Origin of the sequence: Acidimangrovimonas pyrenivorans (assembly GCF_042643245.1) — a bacterium.
In the GTDB taxonomy this organism is placed as follows: Bacteria; Pseudomonadota; Alphaproteobacteria; order Rhodobacterales; family Rhodobacteraceae; genus Acidimangrovimonas; species Acidimangrovimonas pyrenivorans.
Map to the genome: position 1 here is coordinate 68,272 of NZ_JBHRSK010000001.1, position 26,661 is coordinate 94,932.

The 26,661-nt window shown below is 69.4% G+C and carries 24 protein-coding genes; 14 read left to right on the plus strand and 10 right to left on the minus strand.

Translation table 11 applies throughout. The features are described from left to right. Nucleotides 1-300: 300 nt before the first annotated feature. Complete coding sequence (locus tag ACFOES_RS00365) at nucleotides 301-792, plus strand: RrF2 family transcriptional regulator (protein ID WP_377830754.1); 492 nt, start codon at nucleotides 301-303, stop codon at nucleotides 790-792. Nucleotides 793-1,154: 362 nt separating this feature from the next. Further along, the gene (locus tag ACFOES_RS00370; RefSeq protein ID WP_377830758.1) at nucleotides 1,155-1,484 is read left to right on the plus strand and encodes a TfoX/Sxy family protein; all 330 of its coding nucleotides are present in this window, start codon (nucleotides 1,155-1,157) and stop codon (nucleotides 1,482-1,484) included. A 26-nt stretch (nucleotides 1,485-1,510) separates the two neighbouring features. Here the strand turns inward: ACFOES_RS00370 and ndk are convergent, their stop codons facing one another. After that, nucleotides 1,511-1,933 carry a nucleoside-diphosphate kinase gene (ndk, locus tag ACFOES_RS00375; RefSeq protein ID WP_377830760.1) on the minus strand — a complete coding sequence of 141 codons (423 nt, stop codon included), beginning with the start codon at nucleotides 1,931-1,933 and terminating at the stop codon, nucleotides 1,511-1,513. 138 nt (nucleotides 1,934-2,071) lie between these two features. Between ndk and ACFOES_RS00380 the strand changes: the two genes are divergently transcribed. The 3 genes from ACFOES_RS00380 (at nucleotide 2,072) to ACFOES_RS00390 (ending at nucleotide 5,207) form a co-directional block, all read left to right on the plus strand. Beyond that, a complete protein-coding gene (locus ACFOES_RS00380; protein WP_377830762.1) occupies nucleotides 2,072-3,919 on the plus strand; it encodes an ABC-F family ATP-binding cassette domain-containing protein in 1,848 nt (615 codons plus the stop codon). A 1-nt stretch (nucleotide 3,920) separates the two neighbouring features. Next, on the plus strand, nucleotides 3,921-4,559 hold the full coding sequence (locus ACFOES_RS00385) for a MarC family protein (RefSeq protein WP_377830763.1): 639 nt from the start codon (nucleotides 3,921-3,923) through the stop codon (nucleotides 4,557-4,559). 66 nt (nucleotides 4,560-4,625) lie between these two features. Further along, the gene (locus tag ACFOES_RS00390; protein WP_377830764.1) at nucleotides 4,626-5,207 is read left to right on the plus strand and encodes a retropepsin-like aspartic protease family protein; all 582 of its coding nucleotides are present in this window, start codon (nucleotides 4,626-4,628) and stop codon (nucleotides 5,205-5,207) included. Between the two features lie 102 nt (nucleotides 5,208-5,309). Here ACFOES_RS00390 and ACFOES_RS00395 read toward each other — a convergent pair whose 3' ends face one another. Beyond that, nucleotides 5,310-5,768 (minus strand): DNA polymerase III subunit chi, encoded by a 459-nt coding sequence (locus tag ACFOES_RS00395; RefSeq protein ID WP_377830765.1) that lies wholly within the window; start codon nucleotides 5,766-5,768, stop codon nucleotides 5,310-5,312. A gap of 22 nt (nucleotides 5,769-5,790) precedes the next feature. Further along, nucleotides 5,791-7,260, minus strand: a complete 1,470-nt coding sequence (locus ACFOES_RS00400; RefSeq protein ID WP_377830766.1) for a leucyl aminopeptidase — start codon at nucleotides 7,258-7,260, stop codon at nucleotides 5,791-5,793. 138 nt (nucleotides 7,261-7,398) lie between these two features. Between ACFOES_RS00400 and lptF the strand changes: the two genes are divergently transcribed. From lptF to rsmA, 6 genes are all read left to right on the plus strand, one after another. Further along, nucleotides 7,399-8,580 (plus strand): LPS export ABC transporter permease LptF, encoded by a 1,182-nt coding sequence (gene lptF, locus ACFOES_RS00405; protein WP_377830767.1) that lies wholly within the window; start codon nucleotides 7,399-7,401, stop codon nucleotides 8,578-8,580. Then, the gene (gene lptG, locus ACFOES_RS00410) at nucleotides 8,577-9,674 is read left to right on the plus strand and encodes an LPS export ABC transporter permease LptG (protein WP_377830768.1); all 1,098 of its coding nucleotides are present in this window, start codon (nucleotides 8,577-8,579) and stop codon (nucleotides 9,672-9,674) included. Before lptF ends, lptG begins: the two co-directional genes overlap by 4 nt. Next, nucleotides 9,674-11,887, plus strand: a complete 2,214-nt coding sequence (locus ACFOES_RS00415; protein WP_377830769.1) for an LPS-assembly protein LptD — start codon at nucleotides 9,674-9,676, stop codon at nucleotides 11,885-11,887. Before lptG ends, ACFOES_RS00415 begins: the two co-directional genes overlap by 1 nt. 69 nt (nucleotides 11,888-11,956) lie before the next feature. After that, nucleotides 11,957-13,135 (plus strand): peptidylprolyl isomerase, encoded by a 1,179-nt coding sequence (locus ACFOES_RS00420; RefSeq protein ID WP_377830770.1) that lies wholly within the window; start codon nucleotides 11,957-11,959, stop codon nucleotides 13,133-13,135. A 9-nt stretch (nucleotides 13,136-13,144) separates the two neighbouring features. Next, nucleotides 13,145-14,119 (plus strand): 4-hydroxythreonine-4-phosphate dehydrogenase PdxA, encoded by a 975-nt coding sequence (gene pdxA, locus ACFOES_RS00425; protein ID WP_377830771.1) that lies wholly within the window; start codon nucleotides 13,145-13,147, stop codon nucleotides 14,117-14,119. A gap of 153 nt (nucleotides 14,120-14,272) precedes the next feature. After that, entirely contained in the window at nucleotides 14,273-15,112 is an 840-nt protein-coding gene (gene rsmA / locus ACFOES_RS00430) for a 16S rRNA (adenine(1518)-N(6)/adenine(1519)-N(6))-dimethyltransferase RsmA (RefSeq protein ID WP_377830772.1), read from the plus strand. 8 nt (nucleotides 15,113-15,120) lie between these two features. Here the strand turns inward: rsmA and ACFOES_RS00435 are convergent, their stop codons facing one another. From ACFOES_RS00435 to speB, 5 genes are all read right to left on the minus strand, one after another. Continuing rightward, nucleotides 15,121-15,873, minus strand: a complete 753-nt coding sequence (locus tag ACFOES_RS00435; RefSeq protein WP_377830993.1) for a DUF4167 domain-containing protein — start codon at nucleotides 15,871-15,873, stop codon at nucleotides 15,121-15,123. Between the two features lie 205 nt (nucleotides 15,874-16,078). Continuing rightward, nucleotides 16,079-16,936: a peptide chain release factor N(5)-glutamine methyltransferase gene (gene prmC, locus ACFOES_RS00440; RefSeq protein WP_377830773.1), complete on the minus strand. Its 858-nt coding sequence runs from the start codon at nucleotides 16,934-16,936 to the stop codon at nucleotides 16,079-16,081. Between the two features lie 20 nt (nucleotides 16,937-16,956). Then, nucleotides 16,957-18,012 carry a peptide chain release factor 1 gene (prfA, locus tag ACFOES_RS00445; RefSeq protein WP_377830774.1) on the minus strand — a complete coding sequence of 352 codons (1,056 nt, stop codon included), beginning with the start codon at nucleotides 18,010-18,012 and terminating at the stop codon, nucleotides 16,957-16,959. 60 nt (nucleotides 18,013-18,072) lie between these two features. Beyond that, nucleotides 18,073-18,588: a DUF1499 domain-containing protein gene (locus tag ACFOES_RS00450; RefSeq protein ID WP_377830775.1), complete on the minus strand. Its 516-nt coding sequence runs from the start codon at nucleotides 18,586-18,588 to the stop codon at nucleotides 18,073-18,075. Nucleotides 18,589-18,592: 4 nt separating this feature from the next. Further along, nucleotides 18,593-19,561, minus strand: a complete 969-nt coding sequence (gene speB, locus ACFOES_RS00455; RefSeq protein WP_377830776.1) for an agmatinase — start codon at nucleotides 19,559-19,561, stop codon at nucleotides 18,593-18,595. A 123-nt stretch (nucleotides 19,562-19,684) separates the two neighbouring features. Here speB and ACFOES_RS00460 point away from each other — a divergent pair, with 123 nt between their 5' ends. After that, the gene (locus tag ACFOES_RS00460; RefSeq protein WP_377830777.1) at nucleotides 19,685-21,010 is read left to right on the plus strand and encodes an NAD(P)/FAD-dependent oxidoreductase; all 1,326 of its coding nucleotides are present in this window, start codon (nucleotides 19,685-19,687) and stop codon (nucleotides 21,008-21,010) included. Nucleotides 21,011-21,247: 237 nt separating this feature from the next. Here the strand turns inward: ACFOES_RS00460 and ACFOES_RS00465 are convergent, their stop codons facing one another. Then, nucleotides 21,248-22,411 carry a M20 aminoacylase family protein gene (locus ACFOES_RS00465; RefSeq protein WP_377830778.1) on the minus strand — a complete coding sequence of 388 codons (1,164 nt, stop codon included), beginning with the start codon at nucleotides 22,409-22,411 and terminating at the stop codon, nucleotides 21,248-21,250. Nucleotides 22,412-22,535: 124 nt separating this feature from the next. Then, nucleotides 22,536-23,699: a M20 aminoacylase family protein gene (locus ACFOES_RS00470; RefSeq protein ID WP_377830779.1), complete on the minus strand. Its 1,164-nt coding sequence runs from the start codon at nucleotides 23,697-23,699 to the stop codon at nucleotides 22,536-22,538. Between the two features lie 61 nt (nucleotides 23,700-23,760). Here ACFOES_RS00470 and mazG point away from each other — a divergent pair, with 61 nt between their 5' ends. Continuing rightward, nucleotides 23,761-24,603, plus strand: a complete 843-nt coding sequence (gene mazG / locus ACFOES_RS00475; protein WP_377830780.1) for a nucleoside triphosphate pyrophosphohydrolase — start codon at nucleotides 23,761-23,763, stop codon at nucleotides 24,601-24,603. A 483-nt stretch (nucleotides 24,604-25,086) separates the two neighbouring features. Further along, nucleotides 25,087-26,643: a 2-isopropylmalate synthase gene (locus tag ACFOES_RS00480; protein ID WP_377830781.1), complete on the plus strand. Its 1,557-nt coding sequence runs from the start codon at nucleotides 25,087-25,089 to the stop codon at nucleotides 26,641-26,643. Nucleotides 26,644-26,661: the final 18 nt, after the last annotated feature.

Consider the following 26,661-nt stretch of genomic DNA (forward strand, 5'->3'; position numbering starts at 1 on the left):
CGCGGGAAGACAACACATCTTGTGGGCGCGAGAAGCTCTCGGCCCGGATATGCGCGTTCCCGTGCAAGCGTCGTGGCTGAATGGTTAGGCAGGGGCGCGGCCGGGTCAACCCCGGAACCGACATCCCCGGCCCGACAATCGCGAACTGCCGCGCCGGGGCGCATGTCGCCTGTTCCCGCGTCACTGCGCAGCCCGGGACGGCGATGCCGCCCACAATCCATGCGGCGAACTGATCTCGATCAATTCCGCGTGACGGATTTCATGCAAGTCTGGCGCATCTTTGAACCGACCGGAACCGACATGAGACTCACCACCCGCACCAACCTGGCCCTGCGCACGCTGATGGTCTGCGCGATCAATGCGGGCCGAACGGTCCGCAAGCACGAGATCGCCGAAGCCTGCAACGCGTCGGAGAACCATCTGGCGCAGGTGATCAACACGCTCAGCCAGCTGGGCTACGTCAACACGACCCGGGGCCGGCATGGCGGCCTGCAGCTGGCGCGCGCGCCCGAAGAGGTCCGCATCGGCCAGGTGTTCCGCGCCTTCGAGGCCGGCGTGCCCTTCACCGAATGCTTCGAGCCCGAGGCCAATACCTGCCCGCTCACCACCGTCTGCCGGCTGCGACTGGCGCTGGTCGACGCGCTCGAGGCCTTCTACGGCTCGCTCGACCGCTACACGCTCTTCGACATGATCGACGACAATACCGGCCTGCGTCAGCTGCTGGAATTCCCGACCGCCGCTCCCGCGGCCGCCGTGCCCTGCAACCGCCGCGCGGCGAACGGCGCCGCATGACACATTTCCGTCACATTTGACGCGCAGGCTGGCGCGACCTGGGGAGATGACCGCAAACAGCGGGCGACCGCGAACGGCCGGAGGGCGCAATGGCCAGCCAATATCCTCAGAGCCCCGGGGGAAGGCCCCCGGACACCTCCACGCATCCCGACAGCGACGACGTCCCGGCGACGCCGCGCCGCGGGCCGCCCGAAGGGCAAGGCGGGGCGCAGACCAGGGCGCAGGACAAGAAGACGCCGCGCACGGTGTTTTCCGACTGGGCCTCGATCTGAGCGCGATTTGAGCGCGATTTGATCTGGGCCGCGATTTGATCTGGGCCGCGGCGGGAGCGGCGGCTAGGCTGGCGACCGAAAGGGCCCGCCATGCCGACTCCGATCTCGACCATCCGCAATCTCGGCCCGGCCAGCGAGGCCGCCTTCGCCCGCGCCGGCATCGCCAGCGCCGAGGAGCTGCGCGCGCTCGGCCCCGATGCCGCCTATCTGCGCCTGCTGGACGCCGGCACGCGGCCCCATTTCATCGCCTATTACGCCCTGGTCATGGCGCTGCAGGGCCGGCCGTGGAACGATTGCCGCGGCGCCGAGAAAGAGGCGCTGCGCGAAAGGTTCGACACGCTCAAGGCCCGGGCACAGAAAAAGGGCCGCTCCGAGATCGAGGCGGCCCTTGATGCGCTTGGCGTGATCGAGCGGCGCTAGGCGCCGCGATCTCTCGCAGGTCGGGCTCAGCCGACGATTTCGAGGCCCGAGAAGAAGAAGGCGATTTCCTGGGCGGCGGTTTCCGGTGCGTCCGAGCCGTGGACCGAGTTCTCGCCGATCGACAGGGCGAATTCCTTGCGGATGGTGCCGTCGGCGGCTTCGGCCGGGTTGGTGGCGCCCATCACTTCGCGGTTCTTGGCGACGGCGTTCTCGCCTTCCAGGACCTGCACCACGACCGGGGCCGAGGCCATGAATTCGCACAGCTCGCCGTAGAACGGGCGTTCCTTGTGGACCTCGTAGAACTGGCCGGCCTGTTCCATGGACAGCTTGATGCGCTTCTGCGCGACGATGCGCAGGCCGGCTTCCTCGAACTTGGCGTTGATCTTGCCGGTCAGGTTGCGGTTGGTCGCGTCGGGCTTGATGATCGAAAGGGTACGTTCAGTGGCCATGTCTGCCTCGTGTTACAAGCGAGGCAGGCCCCTGCCTGCCCCCATTTCCGGCGCCCTGCTACCACGGGGCAACGGGCTTGAAAAGCCGCCTTGGCGCGGCAATTGACGCCGGGCGCGGATTCGGGCAAGCCCCGTGCCATGCTGACGATTGCCGACATCTCCTATTCCGTCGAAGGCCGCCCCCTGTTCGAGGGCGCCTCGGCGCGCATCCCCGCCGGCCACAAGGTCGGCCTCGTCGGCCGCAACGGCGCCGGCAAGACCACCCTGTTCCGCCTGATCCGTGGCGAGCTGGCGCTGGAAGGGGGCGAGATCTCGCTGCCGTCCCGCGCCAAGATCGGCGGCGTGGCCCAGGAGGTGCCGTCCTCGTCCACATCGCTGCTCGACACCGTGCTGGCGGCGGATACCGAGCGCGCGGCGCTGATGGCGGAAGCCGAGACCGCCACCGATCCGCATCGCATCGCCGAGATCCAGCACCGGCTGGCCGATATCGACGCCTGGTCGGCCGAGGGCCGGGCCAGCGCGATCCTCAAGGGCCTCGGCTTCACCGCCGAGGAGCAGCTGCGACCGTGCTCGGACTTCTCCGGTGGCTGGCGGATGCGGGTGGCGCTGGCGGGCGTGCTGTTCGCCCAGCCCGACCTGCTGCTGCTCGACGAACCGACCAACTACCTCGACCTCGAAGGCGCGCTGTGGCTGGAGAACTACCTCCAGAAATACCCCCATACCGTGCTGATCATCAGCCACGACCGCGAATTGCTGAACCGGTCGGTCGGCGCGATCCTGCATCTCGACAACCGCAAGCTGACCCTGTGGCCGGGCACCTACGACCAGTTTGCCAGGGCCCGGGCCGAGCAACGGGCGCTGCAGGCGGCCGAGGCCAAGAAGCAGGAGGCGCGGCGCGCCCATCTGCAAAGCTTCGTCGACCGCTTCAAGGCCAAGGCGACCAAGGCGCGCCAGGCCCAGAGCCGGGTCAAGATGCTCGAGAAGATGACGCCGATCACCGCCCCCGAGGAAGCGGCGAAACACGTCTTCACCTTCCCGGCGCCCGAGGAACTGTCGCCGCCGATCATCAACCTCGAAGGCGCCTCGGTCGGCTATGGCGGCCCGCCGGTGCTGCGCAAGCTGTCGCTGCGCATCGACCAGGACGACCGTATCGCCCTGCTCGGCCGTAACGGCGAGGGCAAATCGACCCTGTCTAAGCTGCTGGCCGGCAAGCTCGATGCCTGCGAGGGCCACATCACCCGCTCGTCCAAGCTGCGCATCGGCTATTTCGCCCAGCACCAGGTCGACGAGCTGCATATCGACGAGACGCCGCTGCAGCACATCATGCGGCTGCGCCCGAACGAGGGCCAGCCGAAATTGCGCGCCCGGCTGGCCGGTTTCGGCCTTGGTGCCGATCAGGCCGAGACCGTGGTCGGGCGGCTGTCGGGCGGCCAGAAGGCGCGGCTGTCGCTGCTGCTGGCCACGATCGACGCGCCGCATCTGCTGATCCTCGACGAACCGACCAACCACCTCGACATCGAAAGCCGCGAGGCGCTGGTCGAGGCGCTGACCGGCTATTCCGGCGCCGTCGTCCTCGTCTCCCACGACATGCACCTGCTCAGCCTCGTCGCCGACCGGCTGTGGCTGGTCTCGAACGGCGCGGTCAGGCCCTACGAGGAAGACCTGCAGGCCTATCGCAAGATGCTGCTGTCGAACGACGACCAGCCGAAGGCGGCCAAGCCCAAGCCCGAGAAGCGCAAGGCGACCCGCGACGAGATCGCCGCGCTGCGCTCCGAGGTGCGCAAATGCGAGGAGCGGATCGCCAAGATCGAGGAGATGCGCGGCAAGCTGGCCAAGAAGCTGGCCGACCCCGAGCTCTACGAGCCCGGGCGCGGCGGCGAGGTCGAGACCTGGCAGAAGAAATACGCCGAGGTGATGGACGGGCTCGACCGGGCCGAGGCGCTGTGGCTCAAGGCGCAGGAAAAGCTCGAGGCGGCGCAGGCCTGAGATGGACAGCGCGACCCTGATCACCTCTTTCGTCACCCTGTTCGTGATCATCGATCCGATCGGGCTGGCGCCGCTCTTCGTCGCCCTGACCCGCGGCATGAGCACGGCCCAGCGCCGGGTGATCGGGCTGCGCGCCTGCCTGGTGGCGATCGGCTTGCTGACCCTGTTCGGCGTCGCCGGCGAGGCGGTGCTGCGCTTCGTCGGCATCTCGATGTCGGCCTTCCGCATCTCCGGCGGGCTGCTGCTGTTCTTCACCGCCTTCGACATGCTGTTCGAACGCCGCACCCAGCGCCGCGAGGGCCAGGTCAGCGCCGAGGAGGAACTGGACCACCACGACCCGTCGGTATTCCCGCTGGCGACGCCGCTGATCGCCGGGCCGGGCGCGATGGCGACGATGATCCTGCTGGTCGGCCGCTCGGGCCATGGCTGGGAAGGCGTCGTCGCCGTCCACCTGGTGATGGCGGCGGTCGTCGGCTGCGTCTTCACGCTGATGCTCTTCGCCGGCCCGCTGGAACGGGCCCTGGGCAAGACCGGCACCAATGTGGTGACGCGGCTGCTGGGCATGCTGCTGGCGGCGCTGTCGGTGCAGTTCGTGATCGACGGGCTGATGACCTCGGGCCTGTTCCCGGCTGCGGCATGAGGCCCGCCCTCGTGGGGGTGACAAGCGCCGCCGCAGCCCCCACATTGAGGGGGAAAGGACGGCGGCATGGACACTGACATACTGGTCCGCATCACCTATCTCGGCCTGATCGCGGCGGCGGTGGGCGGGGCGCTGATCCTGCAGAACCGCCACCAGCTGGGCCGGCTGGCCCAGAGCGCGGCGGTCTGGGCCCTGATCTTCGTCGGCGTCCTTGCCGGTTACGGGCTGTGGTCGGACATCTCGCGCCAGGTCCTGCCGCGGCAGGAGATCGTCGCCCAGACCGGCCAGGTGATCCTGCCGCGCGCGCCCGACGGCCATTTCTACGTCACCCTGACGGTCTCGGGTACGCCGGTGCATTTCGTCGTCGATACCGGCGCCAGCAATCTGGTCCTGACCAAGGCCGACGCCCGCAAGATCGGCATCGACACCGCCAACCTGATCTATACCGGCACCGCCCAGACGGCGAACGGCAAGGTCGAAACCGCCCATGTCCGGCTGCGCGATGTGCGGCTCGGCAAGGTGACGCTGCGCGGCGTCGACGCCTCGGTCAATGCCGGGCAGCTGGATACCTCGCTGCTGGGGATGACCGTGCTGCAGCGATTCTCGAAGATCGAGATTGCCGGCGACCGGATGATCCTGACGCCGTGAGCGGCGGAGAGACCAAGGGGGCCGTCTGCCCCCTCTTGGCCTGAAGGCCAATTCACCCCCGAGGATATTTCCACTCAGGTGAAAGCCGGAAAGGGCGCGCGATCAGCGTTCGGCCTTCTTCTCCCAGCGACCGCTCTCCTCGGACCAGTATTGCGCCGAAGCGCCGGCGACGGTGAGCGATTTCCACTGGGCCCGGGCGGCGTTCAGCGAGTCGGGGTCGTTGCCGTCGAACAGGATGCAGACCCGTTCGAGCGCGGCGGTTTCCTCGGCCGTCACCTCGGCGGCGTCGATCGCCATCAGGCAGGCCGCGTTGTTGGGGCAGTCGGGGGCGGAGGTCAGCAGCACCGGCTGGTCGGCGTCATGCGGACCGCCGGCCAGGCCGTGGGGCAGGAAGCCCTCTTCCGGGCCGAGCCAGAGCTTGTCGTCGAGCCAGCGCAGCCGCTGTTCCGAGGTGCCGCGGATCGCCACCCGCCAGCCGGCCTGAAGCGAGCGGTCGATCAGCATCGGCAGCGTCTGCTCCACGGTCGAGCGGGTCAGGTGGTAGAACATCGCGGCGCCCATCGCAGCGGCCTCCCCCGTCTCCTCAGCCCTCGTAGCGGTCGCGCACCAGCCGGTCGAGCGCCATCACCCCCCAGCCGGTCGCGCCCTTGGGCGCCAGCGCGCTGTCGGATTTCAGCAGCGCGGTGCCGGCGATGTCGAGATGGATCCACGGCACCTCGGGCTTGACGAAACGCTGTAAGAACTTCGCCGCGGTGATCGAGCCGGCCGGCCGGCCACCGGTATTCTTGATATCGGCGATGCGCGACTTGAGCAGCTTGTCGTAGCTGTCGTCGAGCGGCATCCGCCAGGCGCCCTCGCCCTCGGCCTTCGCCGCCTTGAGGAAGGCGTCGCAGAAGCCGTCGTCGTTCGAGAACACGCCGGTATTGTCATGGCCCAGCGCGATGATGATGGCGCCGGTCAGCGTGGCAAGATCGACGATGCCGGCCGGCTGGAACCGCTCCTGCGCGTACCACAGCACGTCGGCGAGGACGAGCCGACCCTCGGCATCGGTATTGATGACCTCGATGGTGTCGCCCTTCATCGAGCGCACCACGTCGCCCGGCCGCTGGGCCTTGCCCGAGGGCATGTTCTCGACCAGGCCGACGAGGCCGACCACGTTGGCCTTGGCCTTGCGCAGCGCCAGCGCGCGCATCACGCCGGCGACGGTGCCGGCGCCGCCCATGTCCATGGTCATGTCTTCCATGCCGCCGGCCGGCTTGATCGAGATGCCGCCGGTGTCGAAGACCACGCCCTTGCCGACCAGCGCCAGCGGCGCGGCGTCCTTTTCGCCGCCGTTCCACTGCATCACCACCACTTTCGACGGGCTTTCCGAGCCCTGGCCGACGCCGAGCAGCGCGCCCATGCCAAGCTTGGCGAGATCGTCCTCCTCGAGGATCTCGACCTCGAGCCCGAGTTCCTGCATCGCGGCGAGGCGGGCGGCGAAATCGTCGGTGGTCAGCACGTTCGAGGGTTCGTTGACCAGGTCGCGGGTGAAGAAGACGCCCTCGGCCAGCGCCGCCAGCGGCGCCGCCCGGGCCGCCACCACCTCGGGATCGGTGACCATCATCGTGACCGGGCCGCGCGGCCTGGCCTCGGCGGTCTTGTGATCAGTGAAATCGTAGTCGCGCAGGGCGAGGCCGAAGGAGATCTCGGCCGCCTGCGGGTGATTGGCGGCAAGCACCAGGATGCCGCCCTCGGGCCGGCCCCTGCCGATGGTCGCGCCGGCGGCGCGGGCCTCGGCGCGCCCGACCTTGCGGTCGAGCTTGACCACCCGCACCGCCTCGGTCGCCAGGCCCGCGGGATAGGCGAGATCGCAGGACTCGCCGGGCTTCAGCTTGGCGAAGGCCGGGCTTTCGACGCAGCGGGCCAGCGCGCCGCGCATCAGCCGGTTGAGCCGCCGCACCGGCTGGCTCAGCGTTCCCGCCTCGGGCACGAGCACGGCGATGCGGCCGGCGAAGGCGGCAAGCGCGTCGAGATCGGTTTCGCGAAACTGGATGGCGGCCGGTGCGGTCATGGCGCGTTCCCTTCACTGGTTTACGGGCTGTTCGGCGGACCCTAGCGGCTGGCCCCGGGCTTGACCAGATAGCAGTTTTCCCGGCCGGCGAATTCCGCTACGGTCCCGTCCGTTCTATCCAGCCGGGGGTCGGTGTCCGTGTCCAGATTCGACAGATACATGCTGTCGCAGCTCATGGTCCTGTTCGGCTTCTTCTCGCTGGTGCTGGTGCTGGTCTACTGGGTCAACCGCGCCGTGCTGCTGTTCGACCGCCTGATCGGCGACGGCCAGTCGGCGCTGGTCTTCCTCGAGTTCACCGCCCTCACCCTGCCCAACGTGATCCGCCTGGTGCTGCCGGTCTCGGCCTTCGCCGCGGCGGTCTACGTCACCAACCGGCTGAGCTCCGAAAGCGAGCTGGTGGTGGTCCAGGCGACCGGCTTCTCGGCCTTCCGGCTGGCGCGCGGGGTGCTGGCCTTCGGGCTGATCGTGGCCTTCCTGATGTCGGTGCTGACCCATGTTCTGGTGCCGGCCAGCCGGACGATGATGGCCCAGCGCCAGGTCGAGATGAACGAGAATGTCGGCGCACGGCTGCTGAGCGAGGGCCAGTTCCTGCATCCGGGCGACGGCATCACCCTGTTCATCCGCCATATCACCCCGCAGGGCGAGCTGCGCGACGTCTTCCTGTCGGATGCGCGGGCCAAGGACAGCCGCACCACCTATACCGCCCAGCGGGCGCTGCTGGTGAAAGCCGACGGCGGCCCCAAGCTGGTGATGTTCGACGGCATGGCACAGGTGCTGTCGCTGTCCGACCGGCGGCTGTCGATCACCAGTTTCCAGGATTTCACCTATGACATCGGCGCCTTGCTCGGCGCCCGGATCAGCAGCCACCGCGACATGGCCGAGCTGGGCACCTGGCAGCTGCTGCATCCGACGGACGCGACCCTGACCGCGACCGGCGCCAGCCGGGCGGCGCTGATCTACGAGGGCAACACCCGCTTCTCGGGGCCGCTGACGGCGCTGGCGGCGGCGCTGCTGGGCTTCTCCGCCCTGCTGACCGGCAGCTTCAGCCGCTTCGGCGTGACCCGCCAGATCATGCTGGCGATCATGCTGCTGATCCTGATGCAGCTGCTGGAAAACCTGTCCGCCGATATCGGACGCAGCGACGCGAGCCTGTGGCCGCTGGCCTATCTGCCCGTGCTCTACGGCCTTGTTGCCGCCACCGTCATGATGTGGTGGTCACAACGGCCGCGGCGGCGCCGGCGCGGGGCGACCGGACCGGGCAGGGGGCCGGGCTCGGGGCCCGGCGCGGGACCAGAAACGGGACCGGAGGCGCCGGCATGACCCTCAGCTTCTATATCGCGCGCAAGTTCCTGACCGCCTTCGCGCTGGTCTTCCTCGGCTTCGCCGCGATCCTGATGCTGCTCGACATGGTCGAGCAGATCCGGCGCTTCGGCGACGCCCGGATCAGCTTTGCCCAGCTGGCCGGGCTGGCGGCGCTGAACATGCCCGACAGCCTCTACCGCATCCTGCCGCTGATCGTGATCCTGTCGACGATCATGCTGTTTCTCGGCCTTGCCCGGACCTCCGAACTGGTGGTGATCCGCGCCGCCGGACGCTCGGCCCTGCGCTGCCTGCTGGCGCCGGTGGTCACCGCGCTGGTGATCGGGGCGCTGGCGGTGGCGGTGATGAACCCGATCGTCGCCGCCACCTCGAAGGAATACGACACCCTGCGCAGCCACTATACCCGCGGCGACCAGAGCGTGCTGTCGATCAGTCGCGAGGGGCTGTGGCTGCGCCAGGGCGGCGATGGCGGCCAGACGGTGATCCGCGCCACCCGCGCCAATCCCGACGCCACCGAGCTCTACAATGTCAGCTTCCTGTCCTTCACCCCCGACGGCACGCCGGCGATGCGGATCGAGGCGGCGAAGGCGGTGCTGACGCCGGGGGCCTGGAAGCTGAGCGACGCCAAGGTCTGGACCTTCGACGGCACCCCGAATCCCGAGCGCAGCGCGCGGGTCACGAAAAGCCTCTCCCTGCCCTCGGACCTGACGCGCGAGCAGATCCGCGACAGCTTCGGCACCCCCGGCGTGGTGCCGATCTGGGAACTGCCGGCCTTCATCGACCGACTCGAGAAGGCCGGCTTCTCGGCCCGCCGCCACCGGGTCTGGTTCCAGACCGAGCTGGCGCTGCCGCTGTTGCTGGCGGCGATGGTGCTGATCGGCGCCGGCTTCACCATGCGCCACGCCCGGTTCGGCCGCACCGGGCTGATGGTGCTGCTGGCGCTCTTGGCCGGCTTCGCGATCTACTTCCTGCGCAACGTCGCCCAGGCGCTGGGAGAAAGCGGCCAGATTCCGATCGCGCTGGCGGCCTGGAGCCCGCCGGTCGCCGCAGTCCTTCTGGCGCTCGGCTTCCTTCTGCATTTAGAAGAGGGGTGATGACCACTGCTGCCCCTCTCCGGCCCCGCGGCTTCCGCGCGGCGCGCCTTGCCTCCGCCCTCGGCCTGGGGCTGGCGGCGCTGACCCCGCTCGGGGGCAGCCTGGGGGCAAGCCCCGCCGCCGCGCAGAGCGCCGACGCCGCCGCCCCCCCGGCGACCCTGGTCGCCGACTCGGTGAAGGTGGGGACCGACCGCAACCTGATCGCCGATGGCCATGTCGAGGTGCTCTACCAGGGCACGCGAATGACCGCGTCGCGCGTGGTCTACGACCGCACCGGCGACCGGCTGACCATCGACGGCCCGATCCGGATCACCGATGCGAACGGCACCGTGCTGCGGGCCGACAGTGCCGAGCTGTCGCGCGACCTGCGCAACGGCCTGCTGCGCAGCGCCCGGATGGTGCTGGACCAGCAGCTGCAACTGGCCGCCCGCCAGATCACCCGGGTCGACGGCCGCTATTCCGAGCTCAGCCGGACCGTGGTCTCGTCCTGCGAGGTCTGCGCCGGCCATCCCCGGCCGCTGTGGGAAATCCGCGCCGCCCGGGTGGTCTACGACCAGCAGGAGCGGCAGATCTATTTCTCCAACGCCACGCTGCGGCTGGGCGGGGTGCCGGTCTTCTACCTGCCGCGGCTGCGGATGCCCGACCCGACGCTGAAGCGCGCCACCGGCTTCCTGACGCCGAAATTCCGCAACACCAGCCTGCTGGGCGCCGGCGTCCGGCTGCCCTATTTCATCGCCATCGGCGACCATCGCGACCTGACCCTGACCCCCTACCTGTCGAACAGCCGCACCACCACGCTCGGGCTGCGCTACCGCCAGGCCTTCGTCAACGGCCGTATCACCGCCACCGGCGCGCTCGGCCGCGACGACATCCTGCCCGGCGAAACCCGCGGCTACCTGTTCGCCGACGGCAGCTTCGCCCTGCGCGACGGCTACACGCTCAGCTTCAACCTCGAAACGGTGAGCGACGCCGCCTACCTGCTCGATTACGGCCTGCCGTCGAAGGACCGGCTGCAAAGCGACATCGAGCTGAGCCGCACCCGGCGCGACCAGTATATCAGCACCCGCCTGCTCGCCTTCCGCTCGCTGCGCGCGGGCGAGGACAACGCGACCCTGCCGGGCCCCGTGGCCGTCTATACCCAGATCCGCCGCTTCCGGCCGGCCCTGATCGGCGGCCAGGCGCAGCTGAGCTTCCAGGGCTTCGGCCTGGCGCGCCGCGCCACCTCCGACCCGACCAATACCGGCAAGGCGCGCGACATGACCCGCGCCAGCGTCAAGCTGGACTGGCGCCGCAACTGGGTGACGCGGCCGGGCATCGTGGTCTCGGCCATCGCCCAGGCGCGCGGCGACATCTACGCCATCGCGCAGGATCCGAACTGGGCCGACAGCATCGGCCGGATCGCCCCGGCGGCGGCGCTGGAATTGCGCTGGCCCTGGGTCAAGGCCGGCCGCAACGGCGCCAGCCAGGTGATCGAACCCGTCATCCAGCTGATCCTGGCACCGAAATCCGTTTCGGCCGCGCCGAACGAGGATTCCACCCTGGTCGAGTTCGACGAGGGCAACCTGTGGGCGCTCAACCGCTTCGCCGGCTACGACGCGATCGAACAGGGGCCGCGGGCCAATGTCGGGCTGCGCTGGACCCGGCAATCCGCCGACGGCTGGAACCTGGGCGTCGTCGCCGGCCGCGTCTTCCGCGCCGTCGACAAGGCCCAGTTCAGCACCGGCTCGGGCCTCGGCGGCGCCAAGTCGAACTGGCTGACCGCGGTGCAGCTCAAGACGCCGAACGGGCTGTCGCTGATCGGCCGGGCCCTGTTCGACAACAATTTCTCGGTCACCAAGAACGAGGTCCGGCTGGGCTGGGCCGGCGACCGGCTCAATTTCGGCACCAGCTATGTCTGGCTGGTTCCCGACCCGACCGAGAACCGCCTCACCAAGACCGCGGAATGGGCCCTGGACGCCGATTGGAACTTCCGCGGCAACTGGACCGGCAGCGTCGCCTGGCGCTACGACTTCGAGGCCGAGCGGGCGACCAGCGCCGGGCTCAACCTCAACTGGCGCAACGAATGCCTGAGCGTTGACCTTTCCCTCTCGCGTCGCTTCACTTCCTCGACTAGTGTGTCGGCGACGACCGATTTCGGCCTGTCGGTGGACCTGATCGGCATCAGCGGCCGGGCCAGGGGAACGGGAGCCTACCGCCGCAGTTGCAGCGGCTGAGCGACGAGAAAGAGCAGAACGGACCGAGCCATGCGACTGAGGAAGCTGACAACCGCCCTTGTTTGCGCGATGAGCCTTGCCCTGCCGGCCACCGCTCCGGCGGCCGAGGGGCTGTTCGCGCCGCGGGTCATCGTCAACGACCGGGCGATCACCAATTACGAGATCGATCAGCGGGCGAAGTTCCTGGCCGCGCTGCAGGCGCCGGGCGACCTGCAGCAACTGGCCGAGAAGCAGCTGATCCAGGACCGGCTGCAGATGCAGGCCGCGACGGCGGTGGGCATCAAGCCGACGGACAAGCAGATCGCCGACGGCATGACCGAATTCGCCGGCCGCGCCAAGCTGACCACCGACCAGTTCGTCGCCGAGCTGGCCAAGGCCGGGATCGACCGGCAGACCTTCCGCGACTTCGTCACCGCCGGCGTCGCCTGGCGGACCTTCGTCCAGGCCAAGTTCGGCCCCAATATCCAGATCACCCAGGCCGATCTCGACCGTGCCCGGGCGCTGAGCGCGCAACGCGGCCCGACCCGCGTGCTGCTGTCCGAGCTGATCCTGCCGGCGACGACGCCGCAATACGCCGCCCAGAGCGAGCAACTGGCGGTCCAGCTGTCGCGCAGCCTGCGCGGCGACACCGCCTTCGCCGCAGCGGCGCGGAAATACTCGGTCTCGGGCTCGGCGCCCAAGGGCGGGCAGCTTGACTGGATACCGCTCGCCAACCTGCCGCCGCAGCTGCAGCAGATGATCCTGCAACTGGCCCCCGGCCAGGTCAGTGCGCCGGTCCGGCTGCAGAATGCCATCGGCCTGTTCGAGCTGCGCAGCCTGCAGCAGAGCAACAGCTTCGCCCCGGCGAAGGTCTCGGTCGAATACGCCCAGTACCTGCTCCCCGGCGGCGACAGTGCCGCGGCGCAGGCCACGGCCGCGAAGATCCGCGCCCGGGTCGATACCTGCAACGACCTCTACGGCGTCGCCAACGGCCAGCCCGAGGACCGGCTCACGATCACCACCCAGACGATGGCCCGGGTGCCGGCGCGGATCGGGCTCGAGCTGGCCAAGCTCGATGCCGGCGAAAGCACCACCCTGGCCCGCGGCAACGACCTTGTCTTCCTGATGCTGTGCCACCGCACCGAGGCCCAGGACAAGCCGCCGACCGATGCCGAACTGCACCAGCAACTGCTCAATCAGCGCCTGAACGCCATCGCCGACAACTATCTCGCCGAGTTGCAGGCCGACGCGATCATCCGGCGCCCGTAGGTTCCGCCGATGTCCAGCCCCCTGCCCCTCGCGCTGAGCTGCGGCGACCCTTCCGGCATCGGCCCCGAGATCGCCGTGAAGGCCTGGGACGCGCTGCGCGCGCGGCTGCCCTTCGTCTGGATCGGCGATCCGCGCCACCTGCCGCGCGGCACCGCGCATCGCGAGATCGGCGATCCGGCCGAGGCCGCCCATGTCGCCGCCTCCGCCCTGCCGGTTCTGCCGCTTTCCTTCGCCGCCCCGGCCCGGCCCGGCGATCCAGACCCGGCCAATGCCGCCGGCGTCATCGAGGCGATCGCGACCGCGGTACGGCTGGTCCAGGCCGGCAAGGCCCGCGCCGTCTGCACCGCGCCGATCCACAAGAAGGCGCTCAAGGACGGCGCCGGCTTCGCCTATCCCGGCCATACCGAGTACCTGGCCGCGCTGGCCGGGGTCGAGCGGGTGGTGATGATGCTGGCCTGTTCCGAGCTGCGGGTGGTGCCGGTGACGATCCATATCGCCCTGCGCGAGGTGCCGCAGGCGCTGGACGCCAGGCTGCTGCGCGATACGATCCGCATCACCCACCAGGCGCTGATCGACGATTTCGGCCTCGCCGCGCCGCGGCTGGCCATCGCCGGGCTCAACCCCCATGCCGGCGAGGGCGGGGCAATGGGCCGCGAGGAGATCGAGCTGATCACCCCCGTGCTCGACGAACTGCGCGCCGAGGGGCTGGCCATCGCCGGGCCGCTGCCGGCCGACACCATGTTCCACGCCCAGGCCCGGGAGGGCTATGACGCGGCGATCTGCATGTATCACGACCAGGCGCTGATCCCGATCAAGACGATCGACTTCGCCGGCGGGGTGAACGTGACGCTGGGCCTGCCCTTCATCCGCACCTCGCCCGACCACGGCACCGCCTATGACATCGCCGGCACCGGCGTGGCCGACCCGGCCAGCCTGATCGCGGCGCTGAAGATGGCCGACGAGATGGCGCGGATGAGAGGCTAGGCGCCGGGGGTTTCACACCCCCGGACCCCCGTGGAGTATTTGGACAAAGAAGAAGACAGGCTGAGTCTCTTCTTTGCGAAAATACTCTCGGGGGGTCCGGGGGGCAGACGGCCCCCCGGCCCTTCCACCCGCAAGCAACGGAAAGGACCAAGCGTGAGCGCGATTGACGGCTTGCCGCCCCTGCGCGAGGTGATCGCGGCGCATGGGCTGAGCGCGAAGAAGCAGCTCGGGCAGAACTTCCTGCTCGATCTCAACCTGACCGCCAAGATCGCGCGCCAGGCGGGCGATCTGAGCGCCTGCGACGTGCTCGAGGTCGGGCCCGGACCGGGCGGGCTGACCCGCGGGCTGTTGGCCGAAGGCGCGCGGCGGGTGCTGGCGGTCGAGAAGGATGCGCGTTGCCTGCCGGCGCTGGCCGAGATCGGCGCGGCCTATCCCGGTCGGCTCGAGGTCATCAACGGCGATGCGCTGGAAGTCGACGTGCTGGCCCATCTGACGCCGCCGGTTCGGGTCGTCGCCAACCTGCCCTACAATGTCGGCACCGAGTTGCTGATCCGCTGGATGACGCCGGCGCAATGGCCGCCGTTCTGGGAGAGCCTGACGCTGATGTTCCAGCGCGAGGTGGCCGAGCGGATCGTGGCCAGGCCGGGCTCGAAGGCCTATGGCCGGCTGGCGCTGATGGTGCAGTGGCGGGCCGAGGCGAAGATCGTCATGACCCTGCCGCCCGAGGCCTTCACGCCGCCGCCGAAAGTGTCTTCGGCGGTGGTGCATATCACCCGGCGCGACGCGCCGCTTTACCCGGCGGACGAGAAGATCCTGGCCCGCGTCACCGCCGCCGCCTTCAACCAGCGGCGCAAGATGCTGCGCGCCAGCCTGCGCGGCTTGGCACCGGATATCGAGGATCGCCTGCTCGCGGCGGGGCTGAAGCCGACCGCCCGGGCCGAGGAGATCCCCCTCAAGGGGTTCTGCGCCCTGGCCCGGGAACTGGCCCGCTAGCGGCGGCCCTACTCGGCCGCCGAGGTCTGCGGATCGGAAGGCGTGGCGTCGTCCGAGGCGGACTCGGAAGCAGCCTTGCGCGGCTTGCGCGGCGCGCGCGGCTTGCGCGGCTTCTTCGCCGGGGCCTCGGCCTCAGGCTGGGCCTCGGCCGTTGCTTCGGCCGCCTCGGGCGTCGCTTCGGCCTTCGCTTCGGGCGCCGGCTGGTCGCTGCCCTCCTCGGGGGCGCCGGTGCGGAACATCGGGCGACGGCTACGCCCGGACTTGCCCGCTTGCTCGGGGGTCTCGACCAGGCCGCTGCCATTGTCGTCGCCGACAAGGTCGATCACGTCGGTTGCACCGCTCTGCGAAACGGCTTCCTCGCGTTCGCGACGGTCGCGGCCGGTGTCGCGGCCGGAATTGTCACGCCCGCCAGCATCGCGATTGGCGGTGTCGCGGTTGCTGTCGCGGCCGCCGCCATCGCGGTTGTTGTGTTGGGCTTCCTGCTGCTCGCGGCGGCTTTCCTGCTCGCGCGCCATTTCGCGCTGCGCCTCGCCCAGCATCCGGGTGTAGTGCTCGGCATGCTGAAGGAAGTTCTGCTCGGCCACGCGGTCATTGGCGAGCTGGGCGTCCCGCGCGAGGACGTGGTATTTCTCGATAATCTGTTGCGGCGTTCCGCGCACCTTGCCTTCGGGGCCCGAGGAATCGAAGACCCGGTTGACGATATTGCCCATCGAACGCGTACGGTTCGACTTCGAGCGCGAACGTGATTTGCTTGATCTCATGTTTTCTTTGTTTCCAGCCTTGAAGGGCTTTGTCCGAACCTGCGGCGCATAGTGCGTCACGCCCGAGTTGGATTCGGCATTTTGGGCTTGCAAGCGCGGGGGAGGGCGAAACCGTCCGCCCGCAGCACATCCCCGAGTAAACATGTCGGGCGCGACAGGGCAAGGGGGAATCTTGCGCCGCAGCACAATTTGGCGGCATTTTGCATCAGCTGTGACGCAAACCGCGCTCATCACGCGGACTTTCGGCCGCCACCACCCGGTCCCTGCCATCAAGATCGGGGCAAATCCGGACCTTTTCAAGCCCGGCCGCGACAAAAAACGCGGCAACGGCGGCCCCCTGGCGCGGGCCGATCTCGACCAGCAGCCGCCCGCCCGGGGTCAGATGCCCCGGCGCGCCGGCGGCAATGGCGCGATAGGCATCCAGCCCGTCGCCGCCCGGGGTGAGGGCGAGATGCGGCTCCCAGTCGCGGACCTCCGGCGACAGGCCGGCCATCTCCTCGGCCGCGATATAGGGCGGGTTGGAGACGATCAGGTCGAAGGCCTCGTCGACGGCGGAAAACCAGTCCGAACGGCGGAATTCGGCCCGGTCTCCGACGCCGAGCGCCCGGGCATTGGCCCGGGCGACGGCAAGGGCGGCGTCGGAGACATCGGTGCCGAGGCCGCTGGCCCGCGGCCGTTCGGCCAGCAGGGTGACGAGGATCGCGCCCGAGCCGGTGCCGAGATCGAGGACACGGGCGAAGGGCGCCTCCATTGCGGCGGCGATCAGGCTCTCGGTCTCGGGCCGCGGGTCGAGCACGTCCGGGGTGACGCGGAAGTCACGGCCCCAGAAGGCACGGCTGCCGGTGATCCGGCTGACCGGCTGGCGGCGGCAGCGGGCGGCGAGCGCGGCTTCGAAGCGGGCGGCCGCCGCGGGCGCCAGCGGCTCGGGCAGATGCAGCGTCAGCCGGTCGGGAGCGAGGCCGAGCGCATGGGCAAGCAGGCGACGGGCGTCACGCGCCGGATCGTCGATGCCGGCAGCGGCGAGGCGCGGCAGGGCGGCGCGCAGCGCGTCGTTCGCCGTCATCGCGCCCTTCTCCGGGCCCGTCATGCCTCCATCTCGGCCAGCTTTCGGGCCTGGTCGTCGGCGATCAGCGCGTCGATCACCTCGCCCAGGTCACCGGCCATGATCTGGTCGAGCCGGTAGAGCGTCAGGTTGATGCGGTGGTCGGTCATCCGGCCCTGCGGGAAATTGTAGGTCCGGATCCGTTCGGAGCGGTCGCCCGAGCCGACCTGCGCCTTGCGGCTGGCGGCGCGCTCGGAATCGGCCCGGCTGCGCTCGGCATCGTAGAGCCGGGCGCGCAGCACCTGCATCGCGATGGCGCGGTTCTGGTGCTGGGATTTCTCGGAAGAAGTGACGACGATGCCGGTCGGGATATGGGTGATGCGCACCGCCGAGTCGGTGGTGTTGACGTGCTGACCGCCGGCGCCGCTGGCCCGCATCGTGTCGATGCGGATGTCGGAGGCGGGAATGTCGATATCGACCTCCTCGGCCTCGGGCAGCACCGCGACAGTCGCGGCCGAGGTGTGGATGCGCCCGCCGGCCTCGGTCTCGGGCACGCGCTGGACCCGGTGGACGCCGGATTCGTATTTCATCCGGGCAAAGACGCCCTCGCCCTCGATCAGCGCGGTGACCTCCTTGATCCCGCCCAGCTCGGTCTGGCTCTCTTCGAGGATCTTGAATTTCCAGCCCTGGCTCTCGGCATAGCGCTGATACATGCGCAAAAGGTCGCCGGCGAAGAGCGCCGCCTCCTCGCCGCCGGTGCCGGGGCGGATCTCGAGGATCGCCGGCCGGGCGTCGGCAGCGTCCTTGGGCAGCAGGGCGAGGCGCAGCGCCTGTTCCATCTCGGGGATCCGCGCCTTGAGCGTGGGCAGTTCCTCCTCGGCCAGCGCGCGCATCTCGGGATCGGCCAGCATCGCCTCGGCCTCGCCGAGGTCGGCCAGCGCCTGGCGATAGGCGGCGATCTCGGTCACGACCGGCTTGAGTTCGGAATATTCCCGGCTCAGCGAAGCGATCTCGCCGGGCTCGGCGCCGGCCGAAAGCTTCGCCTCGAGAAACTCGAAACGCTGCGTGATCTGGGCAAGCTTGTCCAAAGGCACCATCCGGGCGATTTGGCCTGTAACCGCGCCCCGGTCAAGAGGAGCCGCGCCCTGCCCTTCCTCTCAAGGCAAATATCCCGGGGGTCTGGGGGCAGAGCCCCCAGCCGGCGACAAAGCCGGGGGGGGGNACTTGGCGAGCTCTTGCAGCCAGGCGGTCAGCCGCGCCTTGTTGACGCCGAGGTCGGAGCGGCCGAAGCGGGCGCGGGCGAAGGCGGCGAAGGTGGCGCCGCCGGGGACCGGCAGGACGCGGATGGTGGTGAAGTCGGGAAAGCCCCAGATCAGGCTGCGGCTGACATAGGTCATCCGGCCCGAAGCGACCGAGCCCGTCAGCAGGCGCGTGCGCGGCCAGCCGCGGGCGATCCGGTCGATTTGCCTGGCGAGATCGACCGGAGCGACTGGGTAGATCGGCGCGGCCGCATCGCCGCCGTCGGGGCGGATCAGATAGCCGTTCGCCATCCCCGGGCGGCCGGCTTCCAGCGGGTTGACCTGCCAGCGCGCCGGCGGGTTGGGCGAGAACCGGACCCAGAGCGCCGCCAGCAGCAGGGCGAGCCCGACAAGGATCAGGACGGGGCGCAGCATCGGCCTAGCCCTTGCGCCGCGGCCAGCAGTAGAGGCAGATCAGCTCCATCGCGACATGGGCGCCGGCGATGGCGGTGGCGCCGGTGGTATCGTAGGCCGGCGAGACCTCGACGATATCGCCGCCGACCATGTTGATGCCGGCCAGGTCGCGCAGCATCGCCGCCACCTGCCAGCTGGCCAGCCCGCCCCAGACCGGGGTGCCGGTGCCGGGCGCGAAGGCGGGGTCGAGCGCGTCGATGTCGAAGGTGACGTAGGTCGGGTGGTCGCCGACGATCTCGCGCGCCTTGGCGACGGCGGCGGCGGTGCCCTTCTCGTGCACCTCGCGGGCGTCGATGACATGGACGCCCATGAAATCGTCGTTATGGGTGCGGATGCCGATCTGGACCGAGCGCGCGGGATCGACGATGCCCGATTTCACCGCCTTGTAGAACATCGTGCCATGGTCGATGCGGCTGAAGTCGTCGTCCTTCCAGGTGTCGCAATGGGCGTCGAACTGGATCAGCGAAAGCGGGCCGTATTTCTCGGCATAGGCCTTGAGGATCGGGAAGCTGATGTAATGGTCGCCGCCCAGCGTCACCGTCCCCGCACCGGCCTGAAGGATGGTGCGGATATGGGCGGTGAGGGTGTCGGGGAAATCGGCGACCTTGGCGTAATCGAAGGCGACGTCGCCGTAATCGACGATGTCGAAATCGTCGAGCGGGCTGAACCCGTCCCAGCCCCAGGGCGGATCGAAGGGCTGCAGCGCCGAGGCCTCGCGGATCGCGCGCGGGCCGAAGCGGGTGCCGGTGCGGTGGGTCACCGCCTGGTCGAACGGCACGCCGGTGACGGCGAGGTCGACCCCGGCCAGGTCCTTGCTGTAGCGCCGGCGCAGGAAGCTGGTGGCGCCGCCGAAGGCGTTCTCATAGGCCAGCCCGCGCCGCTCCTGCCGGGTAAACGCCGTATCGACCTGCGTTTTCGCGTCTTCCAGTGCCATTTTTCCGCTCTCACCTCGTCCTGCCCCGGCCCGGGCCGCGTGCTGCATTGACCTCGCGGCGCGGCCCACCTTAGCTGATGGCATGGGGAAGGCCAGCCCTCCCGGTCACGATCAGGAGACCCGATGAAACGCCTTTACGAAGCCCCGGCCTATGACACGGCCTGGCCCGACAGCCACTGGCGCCGCAGCCAACCGGTACCCGCTCCGTCGCCCGCGCTGAGCGGCAGCGCGACGGCCGATGTGGCGGTGATCGGCGCCGGCTATGCCGGACTGTCGGCGGCGCACGAGCTGGTGACGAGGTTCGGCATGGACGTGGCCGTTCTCGAGGCGGTGCAGCCCGGCTGGGGCGCCTCGGGGCGCAATGGCGGCTTCTGCTGCCTCGGCGGTTCGAAGCTGAGCGACAAGGGCATCGAACGCCGGGTCGGGCCCGAGGGCGCCCGCGCCTTCCGCGCCTATCAGCACGCCGCGATCGAAAGCGTCGGCGCGTTCATCGACGGCCACGGCATCGATGCCCGCCAGGGCCCGGAGGGCGAGACCTATCTCGCCCATTCCGCCGCCGCCTTCGCCGGGCTGCGGGCCGAGGCGGCCAGCGAGCCGGGCGCCCGGCTGATCGGCCCGGGCGAGCTGGCCGGCGAGGGCCTCTCCGGTCCCGGTTTCCATGGCGCGCTGCAGGTGCCGGTGGGCTTCCCGCTGCACCCGATGGCCTATGTCGAGGGACTGGCGCGGGTGGCCATGGAGGCCGGCGTGCGCATCTACGGCAACAGCCCGGTGCTGCATCTGGCGCCGAAGGGCGACGGCTGGCAGCTGACCACGCCCGAGGGCGAGGTGACCGCGAAGAAAGTGCTGGTCGCCACCAACGGCTATTCGTCCGAGGACCTGCCGCGCTGGCTGGCCGGGCGCAGCCTGCCGGTGCTGTCGTCGATCCTGGTCACACGGCCGCTGACCGAGGACGAGCGCCAGGCCCAGGGGTTCACCAGCAAGGTGATGGCCGCCGACACCCGCAGCCTGCTGCATTACTTCCGTCACCTGCCCGACGGCCGCTTCCTGTTCGGCATGCGCGCCGGCAGTTCGGCCGCGCCGAAGGCGATGGCGGAGACCCGCAGGCGCGGGCGGCAGCATTTCGAGGCGATGTTCCCGGCCTGGAAAGGGGTCGCGACCGAAAGCGAATGGGCGGGCTTCGTCTGCCTCACCGGCAGCCTGGCGCCCTATGTCGGACAGGTGCCGCAGGCGCCCGGGCTCTATGCCGCGCTGGGATGGCATGGCAGCGGGGTGGCGCCCGGCTCCTATGGCGGCCGGCTGGCAGCGCGGCTGATGGCCGGGGCCGAGGCCGGCATCCCGGCGCTGCTGTCGACGCCGCCGCGCCGCTTCCCGCTGCCCGCCTTCCGCCGCACCGGACTGGCGCTGGCCTACCTTGCCGCCGACCTGCGCGACGGCACCCTGCCGCGCTGACCTGCGCGAGTCGGCCGCGGGTCGAGGATCGGGCGCAGGCGCTCGACCGCCCCCGCGGCGCGGACTGCGTCCTCGAGGCGCGGTCGACTCGCAATCCCCTGGGAAAGGCGCCCTGGGGAGCCCCTGCTCCTCAGGCGCTTCTCGGCAGATGGTCACCATGTCCGCCCCACGCCATGGCCGGGACAAGGGCGCAGCCGCCGCGCAGCGCGTGGCCAGGACCGGCGCGAGCCCGCCGGCTCAGCCCAGCGGCTGGGCGGTTTCGACCAGCCGGGCGAAGAAGCTCGCCCCGATCGGCGCCACGGCGTCGTTGAAATCATAGGCCGGGTGATGCAGCCCGGCGCCGGGCCCGGTGCCGAGGAACAGGTAGGCCCCCGGCCGTGCCTCGAGCATGTAGGAGAAGTCCTCGGCCCCCATCTCGCGCCCGCCATGGCCCTCGACATTGGCCGCCCCGGCCACCTCCTGCGCCACCGAGACGGCGAACTCGGTCTCGGCCGGATGGTTCACCGTTGCCGGGTAGCCCCAGTCGTAGCCGATCTTCGCCTCGACCCCGAACGCGGCCGCGTGGCCCTCGACGATCTCGTAGAACCTCTTTTTCACCAGTGCCCGCAGATCGGGATCGAAGCTGCGCACGGTGGCACAGAACCACGCCCCCGCGGGGATGATGTTGCTGGCCGAGCCGCCATGGATCTGGGTGACCGAGATCACCAGCTCGTTCATCGGGTTGGCGTTGCGGGTGACGACGGTCTGCAGCGCCTGGATCATCGCCACGGCGGCGACGATCGGGTCGGTCGTCTCGTGCGGCGTCGCCGCGTGACCGCCCTTGCCGGTCAGGTGGACATAGACGGTGTCGACCGAGGCCATCAGCGGCCCCGGCGTGGTGACGAAATTGCCGAAGGCCAGGTTGGGCGCGTTGTGGATGCCGTAGACCTGGGCGATATCGAACCGTTCCATCACGCCCTCCTGCACCATCGCCTGGCCGCCGCCGCCATCCTCCTCGGCGGGCTGGAACAGCAGCGCGACGCGGCCGGCGAAGCGGCGCGTCTCGGCGAGGTATTTCGCCGCACCGAGCAGCATCGTGGTGTGGCCGTCATGGCCGCAGGCATGCATCTTGCCGGGCACTTTCGAGGCGTAGTCGGCGCCGGTGATCTCGTCCATCGGCAGCGCGTCCATGTCGGCGCGCAGCCCGATGGTCGGGCCCTCGCCCTGCCCCGCGATGATCGCCACGACCCCGGTCTTCGCGATGCCCTCGTGGATCTCGTCGACGCCGAACTCGCGCAGCCGGGCGGTGACATAGGCGGCGGTCTCGTGGCAATCGAAGGACAGTTCGGGATGCTGGTGCAGATGGCGGCGCCAGCCCTTCATCTCCTCGGCATAGTCGGCGATACGGTTGATCACGGGCACGGCGCGGCCTCCTTGAAAACAAGCTGAGCATTGGTGGCAGGTTCCGCGCCCGGCGACAAGACGGCCCGCTTCCGACAAACCGCCTCGCCCCTTCCTCGCGCCGGCCCTGGGCCAAGCAGCCGGCTCAGCCCAGCGGCAGGGCCTTCTCGATCAGCCGGGCAAAGAAGCTGGCGCCGACCGGGGCGACGGCGTCGTTGAAGTCGAAATTCGTCTCGTGGACCATCGGCCCCTTGCCCTGGCCGAGGAACAGGAAGCAGCCCGGCCGCGCCGCCAGCATGGCGCCGAAATCCTCGCCGCCCATATGCGGGTGCTCCTCGATCAACAGGCCGCCCTCGCCCGAGACCTCCTGCGCCACCTCGGAGGCGAGCGCGGTCTCGAGCCCGTGGTTGATCGTCGGGTCGAGGTCGATCGAGCTGCGGACCTCGACCGTCACCCCCATGCCGGCGGCGACACCCTCGCAGATCTCGCGGATCCGGCGCCGCACCATGTCGCGCGCCTCGGTCGAGAAGCAGCGGATCGTGCCGCCCAGCCGGGCCTCGGCCGGGATCACGTTGAAGGCCGAACCGGCATGGATCTCGGTGATCGACAGCACGACCTCGTCATTGGCATCGGCGTTGCGCGCCACGATGGTCTGCAGCGCGTTGCCCATCACCAGCGCCGCCGCCACCGGGTCCTGCGACCGCTGCGGATAGGCGCCGTGGCCGCCGCGGCCCTTGATGCGGATGTCGAAATCGCCGACCGCCGCCATGTAGGGGCCGGGCCGGGTGCAGAAAGTGCCCAGGTCGTGCATAGGCGAGGTGTGCAGGGCATAGACCTGGCTGACGTCGAAGCGGTCCATGATGCCCTCGTTCACCATCGCATGGGCGCCCTCGCCGGTTTCCTCGGCCGGCTGGAAGATCAGCGCCACGGTGCCGGCAAAGTTGCGGGTTTCGGCGAGGTATTTCGCCGCCCCCAGCAGCATCGTCGTATGGCCGTCATGGCCGCAGGCATGCATCCGGCCCTCGACCTGCGAGGCGTAGTCCTTGCCGGTCGTCTCGGGCATCGGCAGCGCGTCCATGTCGGCGCGCAGCCCGATCACCGACCCCTCGCCGCGGCCGCGGATCAGGGCGACGATGCCGGTCTTGCCGATGCCCTCGTGGATCTCGTCGACACCGAAAGCGCGCAGCCGCTCGGCGACGAAGGCGGCGGTCTGGTGGCAATCGAGCCCGATCTCGGGGTTCTGATGGATATGCTGCCGCCAGCCCGCCATCTCGTCGGCACTGTCGGCGATACTGTTGAGGACGGGCATGATGGACTCCTGAGCGCGGCTTCGGTTAAGCGAAGACAAGCCGAAAACCCGAGGAGCCGCAATGCCTGACGACCATCGAGAGCAAAGCGCCAGCGACCGGCTGGTCCACGATCCGAACGGCGGCATGGCGCGGCTGCGCGAGATCATGCGCCGGCTGCGCGACCCGGAAACCGGTTGCCCGTGGGATATCGAGCAGGATTTCGCCTCGATCGCCCCCTACACGATCGAGGAGGCCTACGAGGTCGCCGACGCCATCGAGCGCGAGGCCTGGGACGAGCTGGAGGGCGAGCTGGGCGACCTGCTGCTGCAATCGGTCTATCACGGCCAGATGGGCGAGGAGGCGGGGCTGTTCACCTTCGACAGCGTCGTCAAGGCGATCGCCGACAAGATGGTCGCCCGTCACCCGCATGTCTTCGGCGACGAGAGCCGCGACAAGAGCGCCGAACAGCAGACCGTCGACTGGGAGAAGATCAAGGCCGCCGAGCGCGCCGGGCGCGCCGAGAAGGGCGTGCTCGACGGCGTCGCCGCCGGGCTGCCGGCGCTGTTGCGCGCGGTGAAGCTGCAGAAGCGGGCGGCGCGGGTCGGCTTCGACTGGCCGTCGACGGCGCAGGTGCTCGACAAGATCGTCGAGGAGGCGCACGAGCTGGTCGAGGCGCGCGAGACGATGACCGAGGCCGAGACCTTCGAGGAATTCGGCGACCTGCTCTTCGTCATCGCCAACCTCGCCCGCCACCTGCAGGTCGATCCCGAGGCCGCCCTGCGCGCCGCCAACGCCAAGTTCATCCGCCGCTTCCGCTCGATCGAGGCGGCGCTGGCCGAGCAGGGCAAGCGGCCCGAGGACAGCGACCTGGCCGAGATGGACGCCCTGTGGGATGCCGCCAAGGCGGCGGAAAAGGCCGGTTGAACGCCCTATTCCAAGGCACGAAGGAAGCAGGGTGGGCGCCTGCCCGTGGGGTGGCGCTTCCGACCGCCGGGCTCCGCGCTTTATGGTGGCCAGATACATCTGCAATACGTGCGTTGCGCGCAGGTTCCCAAAGCGCCAGCCCGCCCGGACGGGCAGGCGCTCGCCCTGCGCGGTTCCCGCGCGTACCGGGCGAGAGAACTTGCAGGAAAGCACGAAGGTCGGGTGTGGATGATTGATGTCGGCCCCACGCCTCGACAGCAAAAGAATCACCAAAATTCGCCCTTCCCTTTTCGCGATTCGTCCGTATAGTCCGGGTCCATGACACGGGGTCGCCATATCCTCATTATTCCGGGTGCTGCCAGCGCCCTCGCCCCCCGTGGTCTTCTTCTCCTTAGCAGCCTCTGAGCGTGCCCTAGGGCGCGACCGCTCGGAGGTGACCAGCGCCCTGCACTTCAGCTAAGGACCAAGAGAGAGATCAGTACCATGACCAGCACGACCGACCAGGACCGCGTCCTGATTTTCGACACCACCCTGCGCGACGGCGAACAGAGCCCCGGCGCCACCATGACCCATGACGAGAAGCTCGAGATCGCCCAGCTGCTCGACGAAATGGGTGTCGATATCATCGAGGCCGGCTTCCCGATCGCGTCCGAGGGCGATTTCGAGGCCGTCCGCGACATCGCCAAGCAGGCCCAGAACGCGGTGATCTGCGGCCTGAGCCGGGCGAATTTCAAGGATATCGACCGCTGCTGGGAGGCGGTGAAACACGCCAGGTTCCCGCGCATCCACACCTTCATCGGCACCTCGCCGCTGCACCGCGCCATTCCCAATCTCGACATGGACCAGATGGCCGAGCGCATCCACGAGACGGTCACCCATGCCCGCAACCTGTGCGACAACGTGCAATGGTCGCCGATGGACGCGACGCGGACGGAACACGACTACCTGTGCCGGGTGGTCGAGATCGCGATCAAGGCCGGCGCCACCACGATCAACATCCCCGACACCGTCGGCTATACCGCCCCGCGCGAAAGCGCCGACCTGATCCGGATGCTGCTGGAACGAGTGCCGGGGGCCGATCAGATCGTCTTCTCGACCCATTGCCACAACGACCTGGGGATGGCGACGGCCAACTCCCTGGCCGCGGTCGAGGCCGGGGCGCGGCAGATCGAGTGCACGATCAACGGGCTGGGCGAACGCGCCGGCAACACCGCGCTGGAAGAGGTGGTGATGGCGCTCAAGGTGCGCCACGACATCATGCCCTACGACACCCATATCGACACCACCAAGATCATGAACATCTCGCGCCGCGTCGCTGCCGTCTCGGGCTTCGCGGTCCAGTTCAACAAGGCGATCGTCGGCAAGAACGCCTTCGCCCACGAAAGCGGCATCCACCAGGACGGGATGCTGAAGAACTCGGAAACCTTCGAGATCATGCGGCCCGAGGATGTCGGCCTGAGCGCCACCAACCTGGTGATGGGCAAGCATTCGGGCCGGGCGGCGCTGCGCGCCAAGCTGGGCGAGTTGGGCTACGAGCTGGCCGACAACCAGCTGGCCGATGTCTTCGTCCGGTTCAAGGCGCTCGCCGACCGCAAGAAAGAGGTCTATGACGACGACCTGATCGCGCTGATGCAGGCCCAGACCACCAGCGCCGAGAACGATCACCTGCAACTCAAGTCGCTGCAGGTGGTCTGCGGCACCGACGGGCCGCAGACGGCCGACATGGTGCTGGGCATCGACGGCGTCGACCATGACGTCCATGCCACCGGCGACGGCCCGATCGACGCCACCTTCAACGCGGTCAAGTCGCTCTACCCGCATCCCGACGCCCGGCTGGCGCTCTACCAGGTCCATGCCGTGACCGAGGGCACCGACGCCCAGGCGACGGTTTCGGTGCGGCTGGAAGAGGACGGCAAGATCGCCACCGGCCAGTCGGCCGATACCGACACCGTGGTGGCCAGCGCCAAGGCCTATATCAACGCGCTCAACCGGCTGATCCAGCGCCGGCAGAAGACCAAGCCGGCGGCCGAGGCGGTCTGACCCCACGCGCCCCGGTTC